Origin of the sequence: Pontibacter vulgaris (assembly GCF_022758145.1) — a bacterium.
Taxonomy (GTDB): Bacteria; Bacteroidota; Bacteroidia; order Cytophagales; family Hymenobacteraceae; genus Pontibacter; species Pontibacter vulgaris.
This window is the reverse complement of sequence record NZ_JAJVDH010000004.1, coordinates 459,033-475,048: the sequence shown is the minus strand read 5'-3', so window position 1 is coordinate 475,048 and position 16,016 is coordinate 459,033. Positions and strand designations below refer to the sequence as shown.

The 16,016-nt window shown below is 45.7% G+C and carries 16 protein-coding genes and 1 tRNA gene; 11 read left to right on the top strand and 6 right to left on the bottom strand.

Translation table 11 applies throughout. The features are described 5' to 3' along the window. The first annotated feature begins 4 nt into the window (after nucleotides 1-4). Both LWP20_RS12340 and LWP20_RS12335 read left to right on the top strand, forming a co-directional pair. Complete coding sequence (locus tag LWP20_RS12340; RefSeq protein ID WP_242928450.1) at nucleotides 5-1,498, top strand: thymidine phosphorylase family protein; 1,494 nt, start codon at nucleotides 5-7, stop codon at nucleotides 1,496-1,498. A gap of 9 nt (nucleotides 1,499-1,507) precedes the next feature. Beyond that, the gene (locus tag LWP20_RS12335) at nucleotides 1,508-2,404 is read left to right on the top strand and encodes a ribose-phosphate pyrophosphokinase (RefSeq protein ID WP_242928449.1); all 897 of its coding nucleotides are present in this window, start codon (nucleotides 1,508-1,510) and stop codon (nucleotides 2,402-2,404) included. A 53-nt stretch (nucleotides 2,405-2,457) separates the two neighbouring features. Here LWP20_RS12335 and LWP20_RS12330 read toward each other — a convergent pair whose 3' ends face one another. From LWP20_RS12330 to LWP20_RS12315, 4 genes are all read right to left on the bottom strand, one after another. Next, nucleotides 2,458-2,742: a hypothetical protein gene (locus LWP20_RS12330; RefSeq protein WP_242928448.1), complete on the bottom strand. Its 285-nt coding sequence runs from the start codon at nucleotides 2,740-2,742 to the stop codon at nucleotides 2,458-2,460. Between the two features lie 520 nt (nucleotides 2,743-3,262). Beyond that, nucleotides 3,263-3,544, bottom strand: a complete 282-nt coding sequence (locus tag LWP20_RS12325) for a DUF5676 family membrane protein (protein WP_242928447.1) — start codon at nucleotides 3,542-3,544, stop codon at nucleotides 3,263-3,265. Next, entirely contained in the window at nucleotides 3,531-3,758 is a 228-nt protein-coding gene (locus tag LWP20_RS12320) for a hypothetical protein (protein ID WP_242928446.1), read from the bottom strand. Before LWP20_RS12320 ends, LWP20_RS12325 begins: the two co-directional genes overlap by 14 nt. Beyond that, nucleotides 3,755-4,015 (bottom strand): SHOCT domain-containing protein, encoded by a 261-nt coding sequence (locus LWP20_RS12315; protein ID WP_242928445.1) that lies wholly within the window; start codon nucleotides 4,013-4,015, stop codon nucleotides 3,755-3,757. Before LWP20_RS12315 ends, LWP20_RS12320 begins: the two co-directional genes overlap by 4 nt. A gap of 271 nt (nucleotides 4,016-4,286) precedes the next feature. On the opposite strand from LWP20_RS12315, the gene LWP20_RS12310 reads away from it, so the two are divergent. After that, nucleotides 4,287-5,324, top strand: coding sequence for a type II glyceraldehyde-3-phosphate dehydrogenase (locus LWP20_RS12310; protein WP_242928444.1), 1,038 nt, complete (start codon nucleotides 4,287-4,289; stop codon nucleotides 5,322-5,324). 327 nt (nucleotides 5,325-5,651) lie between these two features. Then, nucleotides 5,652-5,999, top strand: coding sequence for a DUF1622 domain-containing protein (locus LWP20_RS12305; RefSeq protein ID WP_242928443.1), 348 nt, complete (start codon nucleotides 5,652-5,654; stop codon nucleotides 5,997-5,999). A 39-nt stretch (nucleotides 6,000-6,038) separates the two neighbouring features. Here LWP20_RS12305 and LWP20_RS12300 read toward each other — a convergent pair whose 3' ends face one another. Further along, nucleotides 6,039-7,061 (bottom strand): potassium channel family protein, encoded by a 1,023-nt coding sequence (locus LWP20_RS12300; RefSeq protein WP_242928442.1) that lies wholly within the window; start codon nucleotides 7,059-7,061, stop codon nucleotides 6,039-6,041. 401 nt (nucleotides 7,062-7,462) lie between these two features. Here LWP20_RS12300 and LWP20_RS12295 point away from each other — a divergent pair, with 401 nt between their 5' ends. The 6 genes from LWP20_RS12295 to LWP20_RS12270 all read left to right on the top strand — a co-directional run bounded on the left by LWP20_RS12295 (nucleotide 7,463) and on the right by LWP20_RS12270 (nucleotide 14,345). After that, the gene (locus LWP20_RS12295) at nucleotides 7,463-8,158 is read left to right on the top strand and encodes a DUF8832 domain-containing protein (protein ID WP_242928441.1); all 696 of its coding nucleotides are present in this window, start codon (nucleotides 7,463-7,465) and stop codon (nucleotides 8,156-8,158) included. 39 nt (nucleotides 8,159-8,197) lie between these two features. Then, nucleotides 8,198-9,637 (top strand): MATE family efflux transporter, encoded by a 1,440-nt coding sequence (locus LWP20_RS12290; protein WP_242928440.1) that lies wholly within the window; start codon nucleotides 8,198-8,200, stop codon nucleotides 9,635-9,637. A 254-nt stretch (nucleotides 9,638-9,891) separates the two neighbouring features. Then, entirely contained in the window at nucleotides 9,892-12,537 is a 2,646-nt protein-coding gene (locus LWP20_RS12285) for a multicopper oxidase domain-containing protein (protein ID WP_242928439.1), read from the top strand. Between the two features lie 71 nt (nucleotides 12,538-12,608). Next, nucleotides 12,609-12,911, top strand: a complete 303-nt coding sequence (locus LWP20_RS12280; protein ID WP_242928438.1) for a DUF6122 family protein — start codon at nucleotides 12,609-12,611, stop codon at nucleotides 12,909-12,911. Nucleotides 12,912-13,131: 220 nt separating this feature from the next. After that, nucleotides 13,132-13,581 (top strand): DUF305 domain-containing protein, encoded by a 450-nt coding sequence (locus LWP20_RS12275; RefSeq protein WP_242928437.1) that lies wholly within the window; start codon nucleotides 13,132-13,134, stop codon nucleotides 13,579-13,581. 128 nt (nucleotides 13,582-13,709) lie between these two features. Continuing rightward, the gene (locus LWP20_RS12270; protein ID WP_242928436.1) at nucleotides 13,710-14,345 is read left to right on the top strand and encodes a DUF2911 domain-containing protein; all 636 of its coding nucleotides are present in this window, start codon (nucleotides 13,710-13,712) and stop codon (nucleotides 14,343-14,345) included. A gap of 411 nt (nucleotides 14,346-14,756) precedes the next feature. Here the strand turns inward: LWP20_RS12270 and LWP20_RS12265 are convergent. After that, nucleotides 14,757-14,828, bottom strand: a tRNA-Glu gene (locus tag LWP20_RS12265). A 182-nt stretch (nucleotides 14,829-15,010) separates the two neighbouring features. Here LWP20_RS12265 and gap point away from each other — a divergent pair. Continuing rightward, on the top strand, nucleotides 15,011-16,003 hold the full coding sequence (gap, locus tag LWP20_RS12260) for a type I glyceraldehyde-3-phosphate dehydrogenase (RefSeq protein ID WP_242928435.1): 993 nt from the start codon (nucleotides 15,011-15,013) through the stop codon (nucleotides 16,001-16,003). Nucleotides 16,004-16,016: the final 13 nt, after the last annotated feature.

Sequence of the window (16,016 nt, the reverse complement as noted above, 5' to 3'; positions counted from 1 at the left end):
TCCCATGATGCACGATCAATTAAAATTCAAGAAACTAGGCATTGACACGCAGCAGGAGCATGTGGTCTATATGCGCTCAGATTGCCACATATGTAAATCAGAGGGCTTTTCAGCCTTAACCCGCATAAAAGTGTCGAACAACGACAAATCCATAGTGGCTAGTCTAAATGTAATAGAGTCCGAGCTTTTATCCCCAGGCGAAATCAGTTTGTCAAAAGGAGCCCGGGAAGCTTTACAGGTACCAGAAGAGGCTTACTTGATTTTATCCCATATACCTCCGGTAGAATCAATGAAGTTTGTACGGTCCAAGATTTATGGACACACGCTTACCTTCAACGCACTTCAGGAAATCATGGTGGATATAGTTCAGGGGAATTACTCGAATGTTGATATAGCTGCTTTTATTACAGGCTGTGCTGGGAAAATGAGTGAAGAAGAAGTTACCGGTCTGACGAGGGCTATGGTGGAGGTGGGCGAAAGGCTTGACTGGGGAATACCTGTAGTAGCTGACAAACACTGCGTAGGTGGTCTGCCCGGGAATAGAACCACCCCTATAGTAGTCTCTATCGTTGCTGCCTGTGGGCTAACAATTCCCAAAACTTCATCAAGGGCTATTACCTCGCCGGCAGGAACAGCCGATACCATGGAAACTATTACACGTGTTAATCTCTCTCTCGAAGAAATTAAGCAGGTTGTTAAAAAAGAGGGTGGCTGTTTTGCCTGGGGTGGATCAGTTAAATTAAGTCCGGCAGATGATCTGCTTATTCGAGTGGAACGGGCTCTGGATATAGACAGTGAAGGACAATTGATTGCATCGGTGTTATCTAAAAAAGTTTCGGCTGGTGCCACGCATGTCGTCATAGACATTCCCGTTGGTGAAACTGCCAAAATAAGAAGTATCAAAACAGCAGAGACGCTGAAAGATCGCCTGGAAAAAGTAGCTGCCACCGTTGGGCTCCGGTTAAAGGTTGTGCTAACAGATGGCACTCAACCTGTAGGCCGGGGCATAGGACCCGCCTTAGAGGCAATGGACGTGCTAGCGGTGCTTAAAAACGAAACTTCTGCTCCCCAGGATCTGAAGGAAAGAGCAATGTTATTAGCTGCCGACCTGCTGGAATTAGCTGGAAAAGTGCCAAATGGGCAAGGTGTTGTAGTCGCAAAGGAAGTTTTAGAGACAGGCAAAGCTTTTGAAAAGTTTAAGGCTATCTGTCTTGCGCAAGGAGGCTTTACCATGCCCACCTTTGCTGTATTTAGCTATCAGGTTAAAGCGGAGAAAGCCGGCACAGTAAACAAAATTGATAACCGCCGGCTTGCAAAAGTTGCTAAGCTTGCCGGCGCACCGGATGATCCTGCAGCAGGCGTTCTATTCGACGCGCCGTTAGGAAAGAAAGTAGCAGTAAACGAGGTGCTGTACACCATTTTTGCAGAGTCGGAGGGGGAGTTATCCTATGCCCTCGATTACATAGCCAACGAAAAGGATATTATTATCATCATCTAAAGTATACCTATGGACTGGCTTATTTTTGGATTACCCGGGAATGAAAACTTAGCAACACAACTTTCTGAGCAGTTGCAGATTCCTTGTGGTGCTGCTACTATCAGGCACTTTCCGGATGGGGAAAGCTATGTTCGGATTCTCTCTGACGTGCAGAATAAAAACGTGCTGCTGGTGATGACGTTGGATCATCCGGATGATAAACTTTTACCCTTATATTTTTTCACCCTTGCTGCCAGAGAACAGGGTGTCAGAAAGATTGGATTGGTTGCTCCCTACCTTGCCTATATGCGACAGGACAAACTCTTTCACCAGGGAGAGGCAGTTACTTCTGGTTTCTTTGCACACTTACTTTCTCAGTTGGCCGATTGGATCGTGACCATAGATCCACATCTTCACCGACGCGCCAGTATGAGCGAGATATATACGGTTCCTGTCACTGTGCTGCATGCGGCGCACCTGATCTCAAAGTGGATTAAAGATAATGTGAAGAACGCGCTTATTGTGGGGCCCGACAGTGAGAGTGAGCAATGGGTAAAGGAAGTGGCTAGAGAAGCAGATGTACCCTACATCGTTCTGGAAAAAGTCAGAAAAGGTGACCGCCAAGTAGAAATAAAAGTCCCGGATGTTTCCCGGTGGAAGGACCATCGCCCGGTGTTAGTGGATGATATAATCTCTACTGCCAGAACGATGGCCATAACCATTCAGCACTTAATACAGGCGGGTTTTCATAAGCCAATTTGTGTCGGGGTTCATCCCATCTTTGCTGGAAATGCCTTCGAAGAGCTCAAAGCTGCAGGAGCTGAAAAAATAATTTCCTGCGATACGATACCACATGCTTCCAATGGTATCTCGGTTTCAACGCTTCTTTTGCCAGAACTTTTATCCATGACAAGAGACAAGAAATAGCAAACATAGAGGCGCCCGATAGATTGTAGGAAGGAGAAGTAGGTGTATAAGAATTATGATTCAACTAGCAGGTAAACTAGAAGGCCTATCAATAAAATCAGACAAGCCCATGCCGAATACCAAAGCACTCTTGCCGCTTTGTCAGTTAAGCTGGATGTGTTTCTCATCTGAGTTAAATACATCCCACTCACATGCAGAACAGCACCTACCAGAATAATAACTAAAGCATAATCACTTGCTATACTTCCCCATTTAGCACCAAGGCCAAAGCCTAGGATGCCAGCGCCCAGTGCTGAAGCAGACTGGGCAAACTGTTGTTGATTTGTTCTGTATTCCATCACTCCTGTACTTTTATTTTCCTACTTCTAATAGGTACGGAAGCCCGCTTATTTGAGTAAATGGGTGAGCTTTCAGAGTTTTGACTTAGAACAAAGTATGGTATTATCTAACCCTTTGCAGAGGGAGTTGGCCGCCTTGCGTGATACTCTGCACGGATTAAGGTAACAGGTTTACCAACCCCCTGTGTTAAAAGTTCATTCTCATTTTAGCGTTTCTATGGACTCCAGAAGGTACCTGCCTACCTGTTTAGTGTAGTACTGTATGCGCTAAATCGTGTGCGGTATCCTTTTCAGCACATGAAACTTTACCTAGTTGCCCAAGTTGTTTGTGAACTCGGAAAACTGCTTGACGTAGCTCATAACTAATAAGTTGGCTTTGTTGCCATGATCGAGCAGCATAGGAGGAAGATTTTATTTCACCAGGTGCAGGGGATAAATGGACTTGACAAGTTGAGTTTCATATAGCCTGTGCCACTAAGTTTGACTGTTTCTAGTTAAGTCAGCCTACGCAGCTAAGAGTTCAGGCAGCAGGTTGTTTTATGGTAGCGTTATAGATGGCAGCTATGCAGGCTCCGATTAGCCAAGCAAGTATAAACGTTTCTACAATACCTACAAGGGCTTCCCATAACGGTACATCCATTCGGATTACAGCTGAAACATCAAGCCCGTGCAGCAAGCTGTTAAAAAATTTGATAGTACCGTCACGACCAACGGTGGCCATAACCAATATGCACCCGATGTAGAGCAAGGCTCCCGTTGAACCAAAGGCAAACCCGAGTTTCTTAACGTTAATACGGTTCATGTTCTTTTGATTTATTGTTTAAGGGCTGATCTTGTAGCTCGTCTTTGTGCCTGTGGCCACCGTGGTGCATCGGCATAAGCAAATGACAGGCAAACATGGCTATAACAAAGATGAGCAAAGACACATCGCCACTCAAACCCAAGGCAGGTGCCAGGAATATAAGCAGGAGTGGTAGAGTACACCCTATGATCATCCAGAGTATGTGCTTGTTCATTGCTGTGCGTGCTTAAGATTGTCATCTCTTTCCAGCTCCTGCTTCCTGATGATATACTCCTCGGTGTCAATCTCACCGGCTGCATACCTTCTTTTCAGAATATCTATAGGGGTTTCCCTCGCATCTTTTTGAAACGTTCTTTGGCTTCTGCCTGCATTTACCAGATAACCGAAAAAAACCAAAGCGACTATAACCCAGAATATCCACCAAAACATGTAGATTCCCCAAAAGTGCCAACCACCATCCATGTGCCACATACCATTATTCTTTAAGGTGCTCTCTTTAGATTTACGTTAGCCTATTATTGTATGTTTAATAGTATAAGTTGTGCTATATAATTATGTGTAGTAGCTGGCTATACTTACACCAGCTTCATTAGCAGGATTGTTTGTATCTGATTGTCAAACATATATGTGTTATTATAGGTGTGATTAATCGTGATAACAATCTTAAAATCCAGACGTTAAAAATTTATTAGCCTCTCAGGCTTCGGCTTCGAATTAGTATTGTACAGTAACGCTTCCTGGTATGAAAGACAAAGTAAAAGTAGCTGTTAACGGGTATGGGGTAATTGGCAAACGAGTGGCGGATGCGTTACAGGTGCAGGACGATATGGAGCTGGCCGGCGTCTGCGACGTGGTGTCTGATTGGCGGATAAAAGTGGCTACACATAAAGACTATCCGGTTTATGCCTTTGACGGCACGGCGCAGGATAAAATGGAAAAGGCAGGTATTGAGGTGCGCGGTACGCTGGCAGACCTCCTGGAAACATGCGATGTGGTAGTGGACTGCACCCCAAAGAAGATCGCGGCCCAAAACATCGAAAAGTATAAAGAGGCGGGGCTGAAGTTCATCGTGCAGGGGGGCGAAAAGCATGAGACAACCGGCCACTCTTTTAGCGCTGAAAACAACTACGACACCGCCTTAGGGCGGGAATCCACACGGGTTGTGTCTTGTAACACTACCTCTATAATCAGAACCCTGACTGCCCTGAAAAAGGCAGGCCTGCTGCAGAAGGCTCGGGGCACCTTGCTGCGCAGGGCCACAGACCCCTGGGAGAGCCACCTGAACGGCATCATCAACACCCTGGTACCGGAGCCGGAGATACCCAGCCACCAAGGACCGGACGCACAAAGCGTGGATCCGGAGCTGGACGTGATCACCGCTGCGGTGAAAGTGCCGGAAACACTCAGCCACCTGCATTACTGGAACGTGCAACTGACCAGGGAGGCTACCAAAGAAGAAGTGCTGCAGGCTTTTAGTAACTCCACCCGCATTGCCATGATTAACTATGGGGATGGCCTTTCGGCCAACAACACGGTGAAAGAGCTGATGCTGGGCCTGGGCCGGCCTTACGGCGACATGTACGAGGTGGCGCTGTGGCAGGACATGCTGAAAGTGGTAGGGAATGAGCTTTTCTATGCCTACCTCGTCGACAACCAGGCCATTGTGATCCCGGAGACAATCGATGCGATCAGGGCGCTGACAAGGCTGGAAGAAAATGCGCGGGCCTCCATACAAAAGACAAACGCAGCCTTGGGAGTACGGCAGGGGGCATTTGTATGAACACTGAGGAACAAGCCGATATAACTTAGCAGCCTGTACGGTGTCTGCCAGGCGGCACAGTAAGGTTACCGGTGCTTCAGTATCAAACAAAAGCCTAAAAAAAAGAGCATGAGCAGGAAATGGTAAGGGTATCCCTACTATCCAACGTCATGACTGCATACCATATAACGCTTTATCCCGGTATGCCCTTGCAGGGTGTGTAATAAAAGACACTAGACTGCAGGTGTAACTTTGGTACTGTACTGAATCAGGGGATTTGGGGGGTAGTGTTGACAAGGAAAACATAAAAGTAAGGTTGATAGTTAAGGCATCCCCAAACGAAGGCAAATGAAACTGGATATGTTTAACTCAGTGGCAGTAGCAATCAGTGTGGCGGGGAGTGGCATCATTATATATGGTGCACTTTTAACCCTATTCCGCTTCATAGTAGCGGAAATACGTCACTTCCGTGACGCTACGGCTGTTGTGGTGTGGCAGGAGCGTAACCGGGCACGGATGTCGGCTTACCTGTTGCTTGGGCTTGATTTTATGCTGGCAGCCGACATTATCCATACGATCCATAACCCAAGCTTGAATGAGCTCTATGTTTTGGGGCTCATCGTGGCCATTCGATCGGTGATCAGTTTCTTTCTCATGAAGGAGATAAAAGAGTCCGTAAGTACTGGCAAAAGCTGAGCAATTGCCTCAGTTGCGATTGCCATTAGTTGTGGCCGGCTACACCCCAGTATACCGGTACACTTCCTTCCAGGACCAACCGTCCATTTCCAAAAGGGAAGATAGAAGTCTCCGGCGTTCCTTCAGGGTCTGTTTGAAAGTTAGTTCAACTTCTTCCCTTTTTTTAAGCGGAACTCCTTTCTCCTCCAGTTGCCCAAGACCAGGTAGAGGGGCATCTTCCTGGGGTGAAGTGTTCTTCAGGAAACCTTCTTTTACCATCTCCAGGTAAGAATCCAGTGCCGTTTGGAGCATCATCATTTTCACTTCACTCCTTTTAACATCCTCTGATATGGCCTGCTCCAGGAGCTGGTATGCCTCATCCAGCAGCACAACGGCGGGCGCAACAGACAACTGTGCTTGGCTGTTATGAAAGTAATGAATTATAGGAAAGGAGTGGTGGTTCACAGTATGCTGCATTAGCATCTGGCATATGTCTGACACATTATCGAAAAAGGAGGAAAAGCCTTTCCCATCCCAGCTGTTAGCCATAACCTGCTGTGGCGATTTACCCATGCTGTTGATGTAAAGACTGAGTTTACTCTGCAAACCTACGGCAGATAACACCTGTACAAAATAAGTGAGGGAGGCAGTTATGAAAGCTAAGCCAGAGAAAGCTGTGACACTCGTAATAATCCGCCACACATCATTTGTTGCCTTGTAGTCTCCTACTCCTAAAGTGGAAAGAGTAAAACCAGCATAGTAGAGCTTCTCCAAGGGGCTGGCACTGGATAAAGTAGTGCTGTTTACAACAGAGTCTGGATCAGATAGTAACAGTAAGAACAGACCTGCCCAAAGCCCAAGAACCCAGGTCAGAAGCGTGCAGGTAAGTATAGACGGCCCCGCATACTCAAGCAATTTTGCTTTCCCATTCTTACCCGAAACAAAGAAGAAAATCTTCCATACTGCTTTGGACACTAATTCCGTAATCCGGCCGCCTCCGCTTGAAGAAAAGGTGGTCTTGATGATGTCCATTGCAATTAGGGTATAAATAAGAGTTCCCAGGAAGAGATACAGAATGTTCATAAAGCATATAGAATTGTTAGCGCGTTCTTCTAAACGCAATAACAAATAGGGAGTTAAAAAAACATAGGGGTGGCAGATTCAGGTAGTCGGGCATGTTTAGGCTTGAAATCACTATCAGGGCAGATGTTGCCTGTTTTAGTGGCACTCGAGCTTGTGCTAAAAGCCACATTATGTAAAAACAACTCATGAATATATAAAACAGAAGGGTGCACGGAAAGGTATAACCAAGCACGCTTTCATAAGACTTATGTAAGCATTAAAAATGGAAACAGTGACTTCATAACTGCTTAAGCAGTGTGTGCAGTTGCTCGTAACTAATTTGTGTAGCGTATAGCTCTTAGGCAGTAGTGAATCTACGAACTCCTAAGGGCACAAGGCATAACAATTAAATAACTTAGTTGATGTTTGACGTTTTAATAAGCTCCCAGCCTTCCGCCATAAGCGCACAGGAAAAGGTTAAATTACTTCTCACACCTGTTAACCAGGAGGCCTCCGGTGTTCCCCTTGCGCTGGAAGAGGTACATACCAAAGACATTCACCTCATCATAGTATCAGAAGACCTTTCTTTCTTTGCACACGAGCACCCGGAAAAGACAGGTACGGAATACACTGTTGACTTCACATTTCCCTTTGGAGGCAAATTCCTGCTTTACTGCGATGTAAAGCCCCTGAATACGGCACCGGTTGTTATCCGAAAAACGGTGGATGTTGCCGGTGATAGCAGAGAGGTGCAGCGCTACCAGCAGGATATGCTCAGTAAAACGGTTGATAATGTGAGCGTGCAACTGGATGTGCAGGACCTCAATGCCATACGCGTTACTATGAAACAGGGTGAGGCTGCCATACTGGCTTCTTCATTGGGTCATTTTCTGGGTGCTAAAGCCCATGTGGTCATGATCAATGTGGATACAAAAGAATACCTGCATGTCCATCCCATGGTGCACGAGGACGTGCTGGTGCTGCACTCCGCTTTTACTGCCAGTGGGCTATACCGGGTGTGGATTCAATTCCTGCTGAACGGGCTACTGTATACCCTGGACTATGTCGTGCAAGTAGCTGAGCTTCCGGGACTGGGGCATCATGGCCACCATCACTAAACGCAACAGGATAAATCTTTAGAAACTGCATTGTTGCCTATGGAAGCTAATAAAGAGCAAGTAGATATACCGGTTACTTCCACTCTTCGTGATAAAATGAAGATTGTCCTGCTCCTCGCTTTTCCGGCAGTAGTAGAGAACTTCTTTCAGACATTTATTGGCTTTGTGGATGTCTATTTTGTCTCAAAGATAGGCTTAGCGGAGGTTTCTGCCATTGGGGCCACCAACGCCATACTGGCTATCTACTTTGCCGTCTTTATGGCGATCGGGGTGGCAGCAAACGTAAGGGTGGCAAATGCCCTGGGAGCGAAACAGGTCGAAAGGGCCCGGCATATAGCGCAGCAGGCGATTATCCTCTCCATCCTTTTTGGCATTCTGACAGGTATCGTAACGTTGTTTTTCGCACGCCCCCTGCTCACGCTCATGGGGCTGGAAGAGCAGGTGCTGGATATTGGGGAGAATTACTTCCGGGTTGTGGGTATCCCTTCCGTGTTTATGTCGCTCATGTTTGCGCTTAGTGCCAATTTACGGGGCTCAGGTAACACACGGGCACCCATGAAAGTCAGCATTATGATCAACATCTTTCATGCATTCCTGGGGTATGCTCTTATTTTCGGTTTCTGGATTTTTCCCGAAATGGGGGTGACAGGTGCTGCCTTGGCCACAGTTGCTTCCCGTGTACTTGGGACTCTTCTGCTGGTCTACTACATACAGCGTTCGGAGGTGCTGGCCTTCCGGAAGGACTTTTGGTCAGTTGACTGGGGCCATCAGAAAGAGCTTGCTACATTAGGCAGCCCTGCGGCCGGTGAGGTGCTCATTATGCGGGCAGGGCAGATTGTCTACTTCGGGTTCATTGTTTCGCTGGGAACCAACGTCTTCGCCGCCCATCAGATTGCCGGTAACGTGGAGGTAATCTCCTATATGGCAGGTTATGGCTTTGCCACAGCAGTTACTATACTGGCCGGACAGCAGATAGGTGCAGGAAGAATAGAGGAGGCAATTTCCTTCACAAAGATAGGGGCCTGGATGGCTGTGGGCATCATGGGGGTGTTGGGCTTACTGCTCTTCTTCCTGGGAGAGTGGGCAGGCAGTCTGTTCTCCGAAGACCCGGAAGTGATCTCTAAAATTGGAAACGCCCTGAAAGTGTCGGGTGCGTTTCAGCCTTTTCTGGCCGCCCTATTAACACTTACAGGCGCGTACCAGGCTGCCAATAACACAAAGTTCCCCATGTACCTGACGGCGGCCGGTATGTGGGCCATCCGCACCGTTCTGGTTTATTACTTGGGAATAACCCTGGGCTGGGGTCTTACTGGTGTCTGGGTTGCCATTGGTATTGACATAGTAATCCGTGCAGGGGTCTTGGCCTACAAGTTTGCTAAGGGTACCTGGATGAACCTGGAAAAGGAAGCAGAGGTGGAATCACAATGTCATCCGCAGTCCATTAAAGAGACCATGTCCGACTGCGTTAACAATTACTAACTATCCATTAAATGACAATGCCACCGGAATATGTTAGAAAGAAGAAACTCAGCTAAATCTGTTGGTCAGCCACCACCATTTATCCAGGTACTAAAAGAGGCTAGTCCAACCTATGAAGCTGATTCGTGTAAACAGAGATATAAATTTTGCAGTACGAGCTTAGACGTGGGTAAAAGACCCTTTAAGCATTGTGTATCACAGGTATACTTATAAAGCGCTTTTAATTACCTTACCATCTTAAAATGTATAAACTTTTGATACTAGTATTATTGCTCGGCATAGGGCAGTATACTTTTGCACAGCACGAACAACATAAGGCAAGCCAGCAACAAAAGGCCGAGATCTATACCTGCCCGATGCACCCCGAAGTGCAAAGCACCAAGCCTGGTAAATGTCCCAAGTGCGGCATGACGCTGGTAAAGCAGAAACCAAAAGTGCCAGCTAAAAAACAACAGGCCACACCAAAGAAAGCCGTAAAAGTCAAACCTGCGACACCTCCTAAAAAACCTGTGCAGCAGAAACAAGTGCAGCAGAAACAAGCGCAGCCGACTCAGAACAAAGCTCAACCTGCTCATGAACATGCGCAGCCTACGCAGCAAAAGCCAGTAACACCTGTACAAAACCCGGAAGAAAAGGATAAGCCTGTTCATAAAGCAGGACATAAACCGGAGAGCCCGGGGCCAACATATAAACCCCGCACCGTGCGCTACGACCTCTATGTGCGTGATACGCTGGTTAATTTTACCGGCAAAACCAGAAGAGCGGTGGCCATAAACGGCAGCATTCCGGCACCTGCCTTAACCTTTACCCAGGGCGATACAGCCGAGATCTACGTGCACAATGAGATGGATGTGGAAACCTCCATACACTGGCACGGCGTGTTTTTGCCCAATAGGTTCGATGGAGTTCCCTGGCTTACTCAAAAACCAATTAAACCTCACTCTACATATCTCTATAAATTCCCGATCATCCAGAACGGCACGTACTGGTACCACAGCCACAGCGCGTTTCAGGAGCAAAGTGGCATGTATGGTGCCCTGATTTTTAACAAGGTGAATGAACCGGATATACCGGCTATACCTATTGTGCTCAGCGACTGGACCGATCTGAACCCCAAGGAAGTGTACCGGTCACTGCGCAGTGCCAACGACTGGTTTGCTATCCGCAAGGGAGCTACACAAGGATATGCCGAAGCTATTAAAAAAGGACATTTCGGCACCAAGCTCAAAAATGAGTGGAAACGGATGACAGCGATGGATGTGAGCGATGTGGCCTATGAAAAGTTTCTGACCAACGGGCAGGACATAGCCGAGCAGACACACTTTACAGCCGGAGATGTCGTGAAGCTTCGAGTAGTTAATGGCGGCGCTTCCACCTACTTCTGGCTGACCTATTCCGGCAGTAAGATTACGGTAGTGGGCAACGATGGTAACGATGTAGAACCTGTGGAAGTGGACCGCCTGATCATAGCGCCTGCAGAGACCTACGACCTGCTGGTAACCATACCTGAAAACATGCAATATGAGTTCCTGGCAACTGCCGAAGATCGTACCAATGCTACCTCGCTGTGGTTAGGCAGGGGCATGAAAATGCCTGCACAGCGCTTAGGCAAGCTCAGATACTTTGAAGGCATGAAGATGATGAACGACATGATGAAAATGAACGGGGACATGGAGCCGATGGATATGGAAATGAGCAACCAGCAGATGGACATGAACAGTGTGATGTACCCGGAGTCTTCTGTCCAGGACCACAGCATGCATGGAGGAGATATAGCTAATCCTGCTCCTGATATAAGTATGCAAATGAAGCAGAAAGCTGATACCACCTCACACGAGGGGCATACTATGGAAGGGCATGACATGCGCAACATGAATAGCAGCGATGGTGAAATGGTAACCCTGAACTATGGTATGTTGCGTGCCCCTGAGAAAACAACTCTTAAACCCGGGCCTGAAAAAGTGCTGCGTTTTGAGCTTACCGGCAACATGAACCGCTACGTCTGGACCTTGGATAATAAAACAGTGTCGGAATCTGATAAAATCCTGATCAAGAAAGGGGAGAATGTAAAGGTTATCATGTTCAATAACTCCATGATGCGCCACCCCATGCACCTGCACGGCCACGACTTCCGGGTGCTGAACAAGCAGGGTGAGTATGCCCCTATGAAGAACGTGGTCGATATTCTGCCGATGGAGACAGACACCCTGGAGTTTGCAGCCTCCGAGAGCGGCGACTGGTTTTTCCATTGCCATATTCTCTACCACATGATGGCAGGTATGGGCCGGGTATTTACGTACCAGAACTCCCCGCCAAACCCGGAACTTCCTGATCAGAAGCTGGCCTGGAAAAGATTAAATAGGGAGGAAAGAATGTTTTTGCCATCGGGGATGGTAGGGTTGGAAAGCAACGGCAGCGATGGAGAATTTATACTTGGCAGCTCACGTTACCAGCTTTCTACCGAATGGCGGATCGGTTTTAAGAAAGAGTATGGTATAGAAAGTGAGACATACTTTGGCCGTTACTTTGGAAAGATGCAGTGGCTGTTCCCCTTTGTTGGGTTTGATTATCACTACAACAGTGTTGAGAATGAAGCTGAGGAAACATTGCTGGGCCAGACAAGCAACCAGAACAACCGGAAAGCTTTCGTGGCTGGGGTGCAGTATACCTTGCCCATGTTAATTCAGGCAGAAGCCAGAGCCGACAGCAAAGGCAAGTTCCGTTTCCAGTTGCGGCGCGAAGATGTACCACTTACCAACCGCTTACGCCTGAACCTGATGGGCAACACCGATAAAGAATACATGGCCGGCCTGCGATACGTAGTGACCAAGTATGTTTCGATTTCTACGCATTACGATAGTGATATGAAGTATGGTGCTGGCCTTACGTTTGTTTATTAAAGCAGTTTAAGGTACAAACCAGCAAACTAAATGGAAGCGTAGAAAGACACTGTTTAAATAAAAAATAACACATGACAGGCTTTATTTGGCATTTAGTACTACACCTGGTAGTACCCACACTAATTGCCTGGTTTTTCTTTCAGGATAATTTTAAACAGGCTGCGCTGATTATGTTTTCAGCTATCTTAATTGATGTAGATCATCTTTGGGCTGATCCTATTGTAGATCCCACAAGGTGCAGTGTAGGATTTCACGTGTTACATAGCTATTGGTTAATACCTGTCTATGTGCTCTTAAGCTTCTGGCCTAAAACCAGGCTTTTGGGTTTAGGGCTTGTCATTCACATTATCCTTGATTGGCTGGAATGCCTTTAAATTTACTTGTTTTAAAAGGTAGTGTAAGCAATATACAAAACTTATAATTTCAGGTGTTCATACAGTACAAGTACCAATATCGCTCTACACCTTATAGTTACCCCTGTAACAATAAAGCACCATTCTGATTTTACTAAACTAAGTTTGTAAAATACCTGTACCCCTATATTAGGTGAAAGCAGGCATAAATTGAAAAACTGAAACTCTTAAATTTAATAAAATGGAAAAGGGAAATTATAAGAAGTTCTTTCTCATGCTGAGCGTTTCCTTCGTAATCATGTACGGCGTAATGTTTTTAAATGCAGATAAGTTTGACCATGTATACCTGAACCTGAACCGTTTATACATGGCATTGCTCATGGTAGCTCCCATGGCACTTGTTATGCTCGGATTTATGACATCTATGTATAAAGATAAGAAACTGAACGGAATTATAGTAGGTGTAAGCCTGGTGGTAATGGCTGGGGCATTTTTACTGCTGAGAAGTCAAGCGTTGGTGGATGACAGGCAATTTATGAAATCCATGATTCCGCATCATTCCTCCGCTATACTGGTAAGCCAGGAGTCTAACCTACAAGATCCTGAAGTAAAAGAACTAGCCCGGCAGATCATAGAATCACAGGAAAAGGAAATAGTAGAAATGAAGGCGATCTTGAAGAAAATGGAATAAGATAACCATTATCTTTTCCGCTTAAAAAAAGTTTACAAAAGGGGTTTAAGAGCGTGTTGATATTCCATGCATGCTGTGCCGTCTGTTTTAAAATATTTGTAGCTTTAGAATTCACAATGTTAACCAACATGTCCAAAAACTTTCAAAGAATTGGGGCGGCTATTTTACTAACCGCTGTGCTTACATACTGCAATCAGCCTGAAAAAGAGCAGGAACAAGAAATACCGGTAGAACAGGAAAGCCATGCCCGACATAACATGCAACCAAGTGAAGGTGCTACCACTATTGAGGTACAAGCAGAAACCGATACGCTGAAAGGCAGCCTGAAGGCAGAAGCCCATGGTATGATCGGCGACGCGCACCTGACAATCAATTACCATTCACCAGCCGTTCGCGGGCGCATGATCTGGGGTGGGTTAGTTGCCTACAATCAGGTGTGGGTTACGGGGGCACACTCGGCCACCAGCCTTACAACAGATAAGGATATTACCATAGGAGGCGAGCGCATGCCTGCTGGTAAATATGCCTTGTTCACCATTCCCGATGAAAATGAGTGGTCTATAATTATAAACAGAAACTGGGAACAGCACCTGGCAGATGATTATTCTGAAAAAGATGATGTACTACGCATTACAGTAAAGCCAGAGGAAGTAGTGCAACCACAGGAGCGACTGCGTTACGAGATTGTATCTGAAAGTAATAATAAAGGTATGATAGTTATCAGCTGGGATAAACTGAAAGTTTCAATTCCTGTGGCTGAATAGAAAAGATATTATGTAGGCTGACGTTAAAAGACTATTAGCTTTTATAAAAGTCTAACTACTACTTGATACAAGGTTCTCTCACAAGCACAAAACTTTTTATATGCAGATAAATATAGCCTTTACAAGGTTAATCTTTTCATAAACTACTACGCTCTTTGCAATAGATAATGTCAGCTATTTTGCTAATTTAAATCATAATACTTAGGACCTGTTTAAATTTAAAATCCTTGAGGAGAATATGAGAATGAGTTTCAGTACTGGCTGGTAATTATTCAAATTTGTGTAAAAGGAATTGAGAAAGGACAAGGGAGGATAAAAGCTGCAAAAATCTTTTTTGTTACTTTTTTGTTACTCTAAAATGAAAAAACCCGCTTATTTGTTGAAATAAGCGGGTTTTTAAACTTTACTGTGTAGTCCGTAGGGGAATCGAACCCCTGTTGCCAGAATGAAAATCTGAAGTCCTAACCCCTAGACGAACGGACCGTATTAGTGTCGTATTGTGGTGCAAATATACGGCTCATATTTTACAAACCAAATATTCTATTCATAAAAAACGTTATTTTTTGTAAGATGTTCATTCTCAGTGTGGAAAAAAATATTGGTTTTACACTATGGTAATTGTAACTTCGCACCAGAAATTTAAACCTTTCAAAACTTAAGATACCATGTCTAAAATTAAAGTTGCAATCAACGGTTTTGGCCGTATCGGCAGACTTACTTTCAAGGCGCTGCTCGGGAAGGAGAATGTGGAAGTAGTTGCTATCAATGACCTTACTAATACAAAAACTCTTGCTCACCTGTTAAAGTATGACTCTGTGCATGGCAAATTCAACGGCACAGTTGAAGCAAGTGAAAATGGTATCATTGTAAATGGCAAGGAAATTCGCATCACGGCAGAGCGCGAGCCTAAAAATTTACCTTGGGGCCAGCTTGGTGTTGATGTAGTTCTGGAATCAACTGGTCGTTTTGTAGACGAGCAGGGTGCTGGCGGACACATTGAGGCTGGTGCTAAAAAAGTAGTTATTTCAGCTCCTGCAAAAGGTAACATTCCTACAGTTGTACTGGGTGTTAACGAGGATATACTGAAAGGTGAAGAGAAAATTGTTTCTAACGCCTCTTGCACTACAAACTGCCTTGCGCCAATGGCAAAAGTACTGGACGATACTTTCGGTATCGAGAAAGGTTATATCACAACTGTACACGCTTATACTTCTGATCAGAACCTGCAGGATGCGCCTCACAGCGACCTGAGAAGAGCACGTGCTGCAGCTTATTCAATCATCCCTACATCTACTGGTGCTGCCAAGGCTGTTGGTCTTGTATTGCCTCACCTGAAAGGTAAGCTGGATGGCGTTGCAATGCGCGTTCCTGTTCCGGATGGTTCTTTAACTGACCTTACTTGTATCCTGAAAAGACCAGCTACAAAAGAAGAGATCAATGCTGCCATGAAGAAGGCTGCTGAAGGTGAAATGAAAGGTATTCTGGAGTATACTGAAGATCCGATCGTTTCTATCGATATCGTTGGTAATGCGCACTCTTGTATATTTGATGCAGAGATGACATCAGCAAACGAAACACTTGTAAAAGTAGTTGGCTGGTACGATAACGAAACCGGCTATTCTAACAGAGCTGCTGATCTTATTGCCAGAATCGGCTAAGAAGCTGTTAAGC

Coding starts and splice junctions, on each gene's coding strand:
- LWP20_RS12315 (WP_242928445.1), bottom strand. CDS start 4,015: ATGTGGCACATGGATGGTGGTTGGCACTTTTGGGGAATCTACATGTTT.
- LWP20_RS12310 (WP_242928444.1), top strand. CDS start 4,287: ATGAAAGACAAAGTAAAAGTAGCTGTTAACGGGTATGGGGTAATTGGC.
- LWP20_RS12305 (WP_242928443.1), top strand. CDS start 5,652: ATGAAACTGGATATGTTTAACTCAGTGGCAGTAGCAATCAGTGTGGCG.
- LWP20_RS12335 (WP_242928449.1), top strand. CDS start 1,508: ATGGACTGGCTTATTTTTGGATTACCCGGGAATGAAAACTTAGCAACA.
- LWP20_RS12320 (WP_242928446.1), bottom strand. CDS start 3,758: ATGAACAAGCACATACTCTGGATGATCATAGGGTGTACTCTACCACTC.
- LWP20_RS12330 (WP_242928448.1), bottom strand. CDS start 2,742: ATGGAATACAGAACAAATCAACAACAGTTTGCCCAGTCTGCTTCAGCA.
- LWP20_RS12325 (WP_242928447.1), bottom strand. CDS start 3,544: ATGAACCGTATTAACGTTAAGAAACTCGGGTTTGCCTTTGGTTCAACG.
- LWP20_RS12275 (WP_242928437.1), top strand. CDS start 13,132: ATGGAAAAGGGAAATTATAAGAAGTTCTTTCTCATGCTGAGCGTTTCC.
- LWP20_RS12300 (WP_242928442.1), bottom strand. CDS start 7,061: ATGAACATTCTGTATCTCTTCCTGGGAACTCTTATTTATACCCTAATT.
- LWP20_RS12295 (WP_242928441.1), top strand. CDS start 7,463: ATGTTTGACGTTTTAATAAGCTCCCAGCCTTCCGCCATAAGCGCACAG.
- LWP20_RS12270 (WP_242928436.1), top strand. CDS start 13,710: ATGTCCAAAAACTTTCAAAGAATTGGGGCGGCTATTTTACTAACCGCT.
- LWP20_RS12290 (WP_242928440.1), top strand. CDS start 8,198: ATGGAAGCTAATAAAGAGCAAGTAGATATACCGGTTACTTCCACTCTT.
- LWP20_RS12280 (WP_242928438.1), top strand. CDS start 12,609: ATGACAGGCTTTATTTGGCATTTAGTACTACACCTGGTAGTACCCACA.
- gap (WP_242928435.1), top strand. CDS start 15,011: ATGTCTAAAATTAAAGTTGCAATCAACGGTTTTGGCCGTATCGGCAGA.
- LWP20_RS12340 (WP_242928450.1), top strand. CDS start 5: ATGATGCACGATCAATTAAAATTCAAGAAACTAGGCATTGACACGCAG.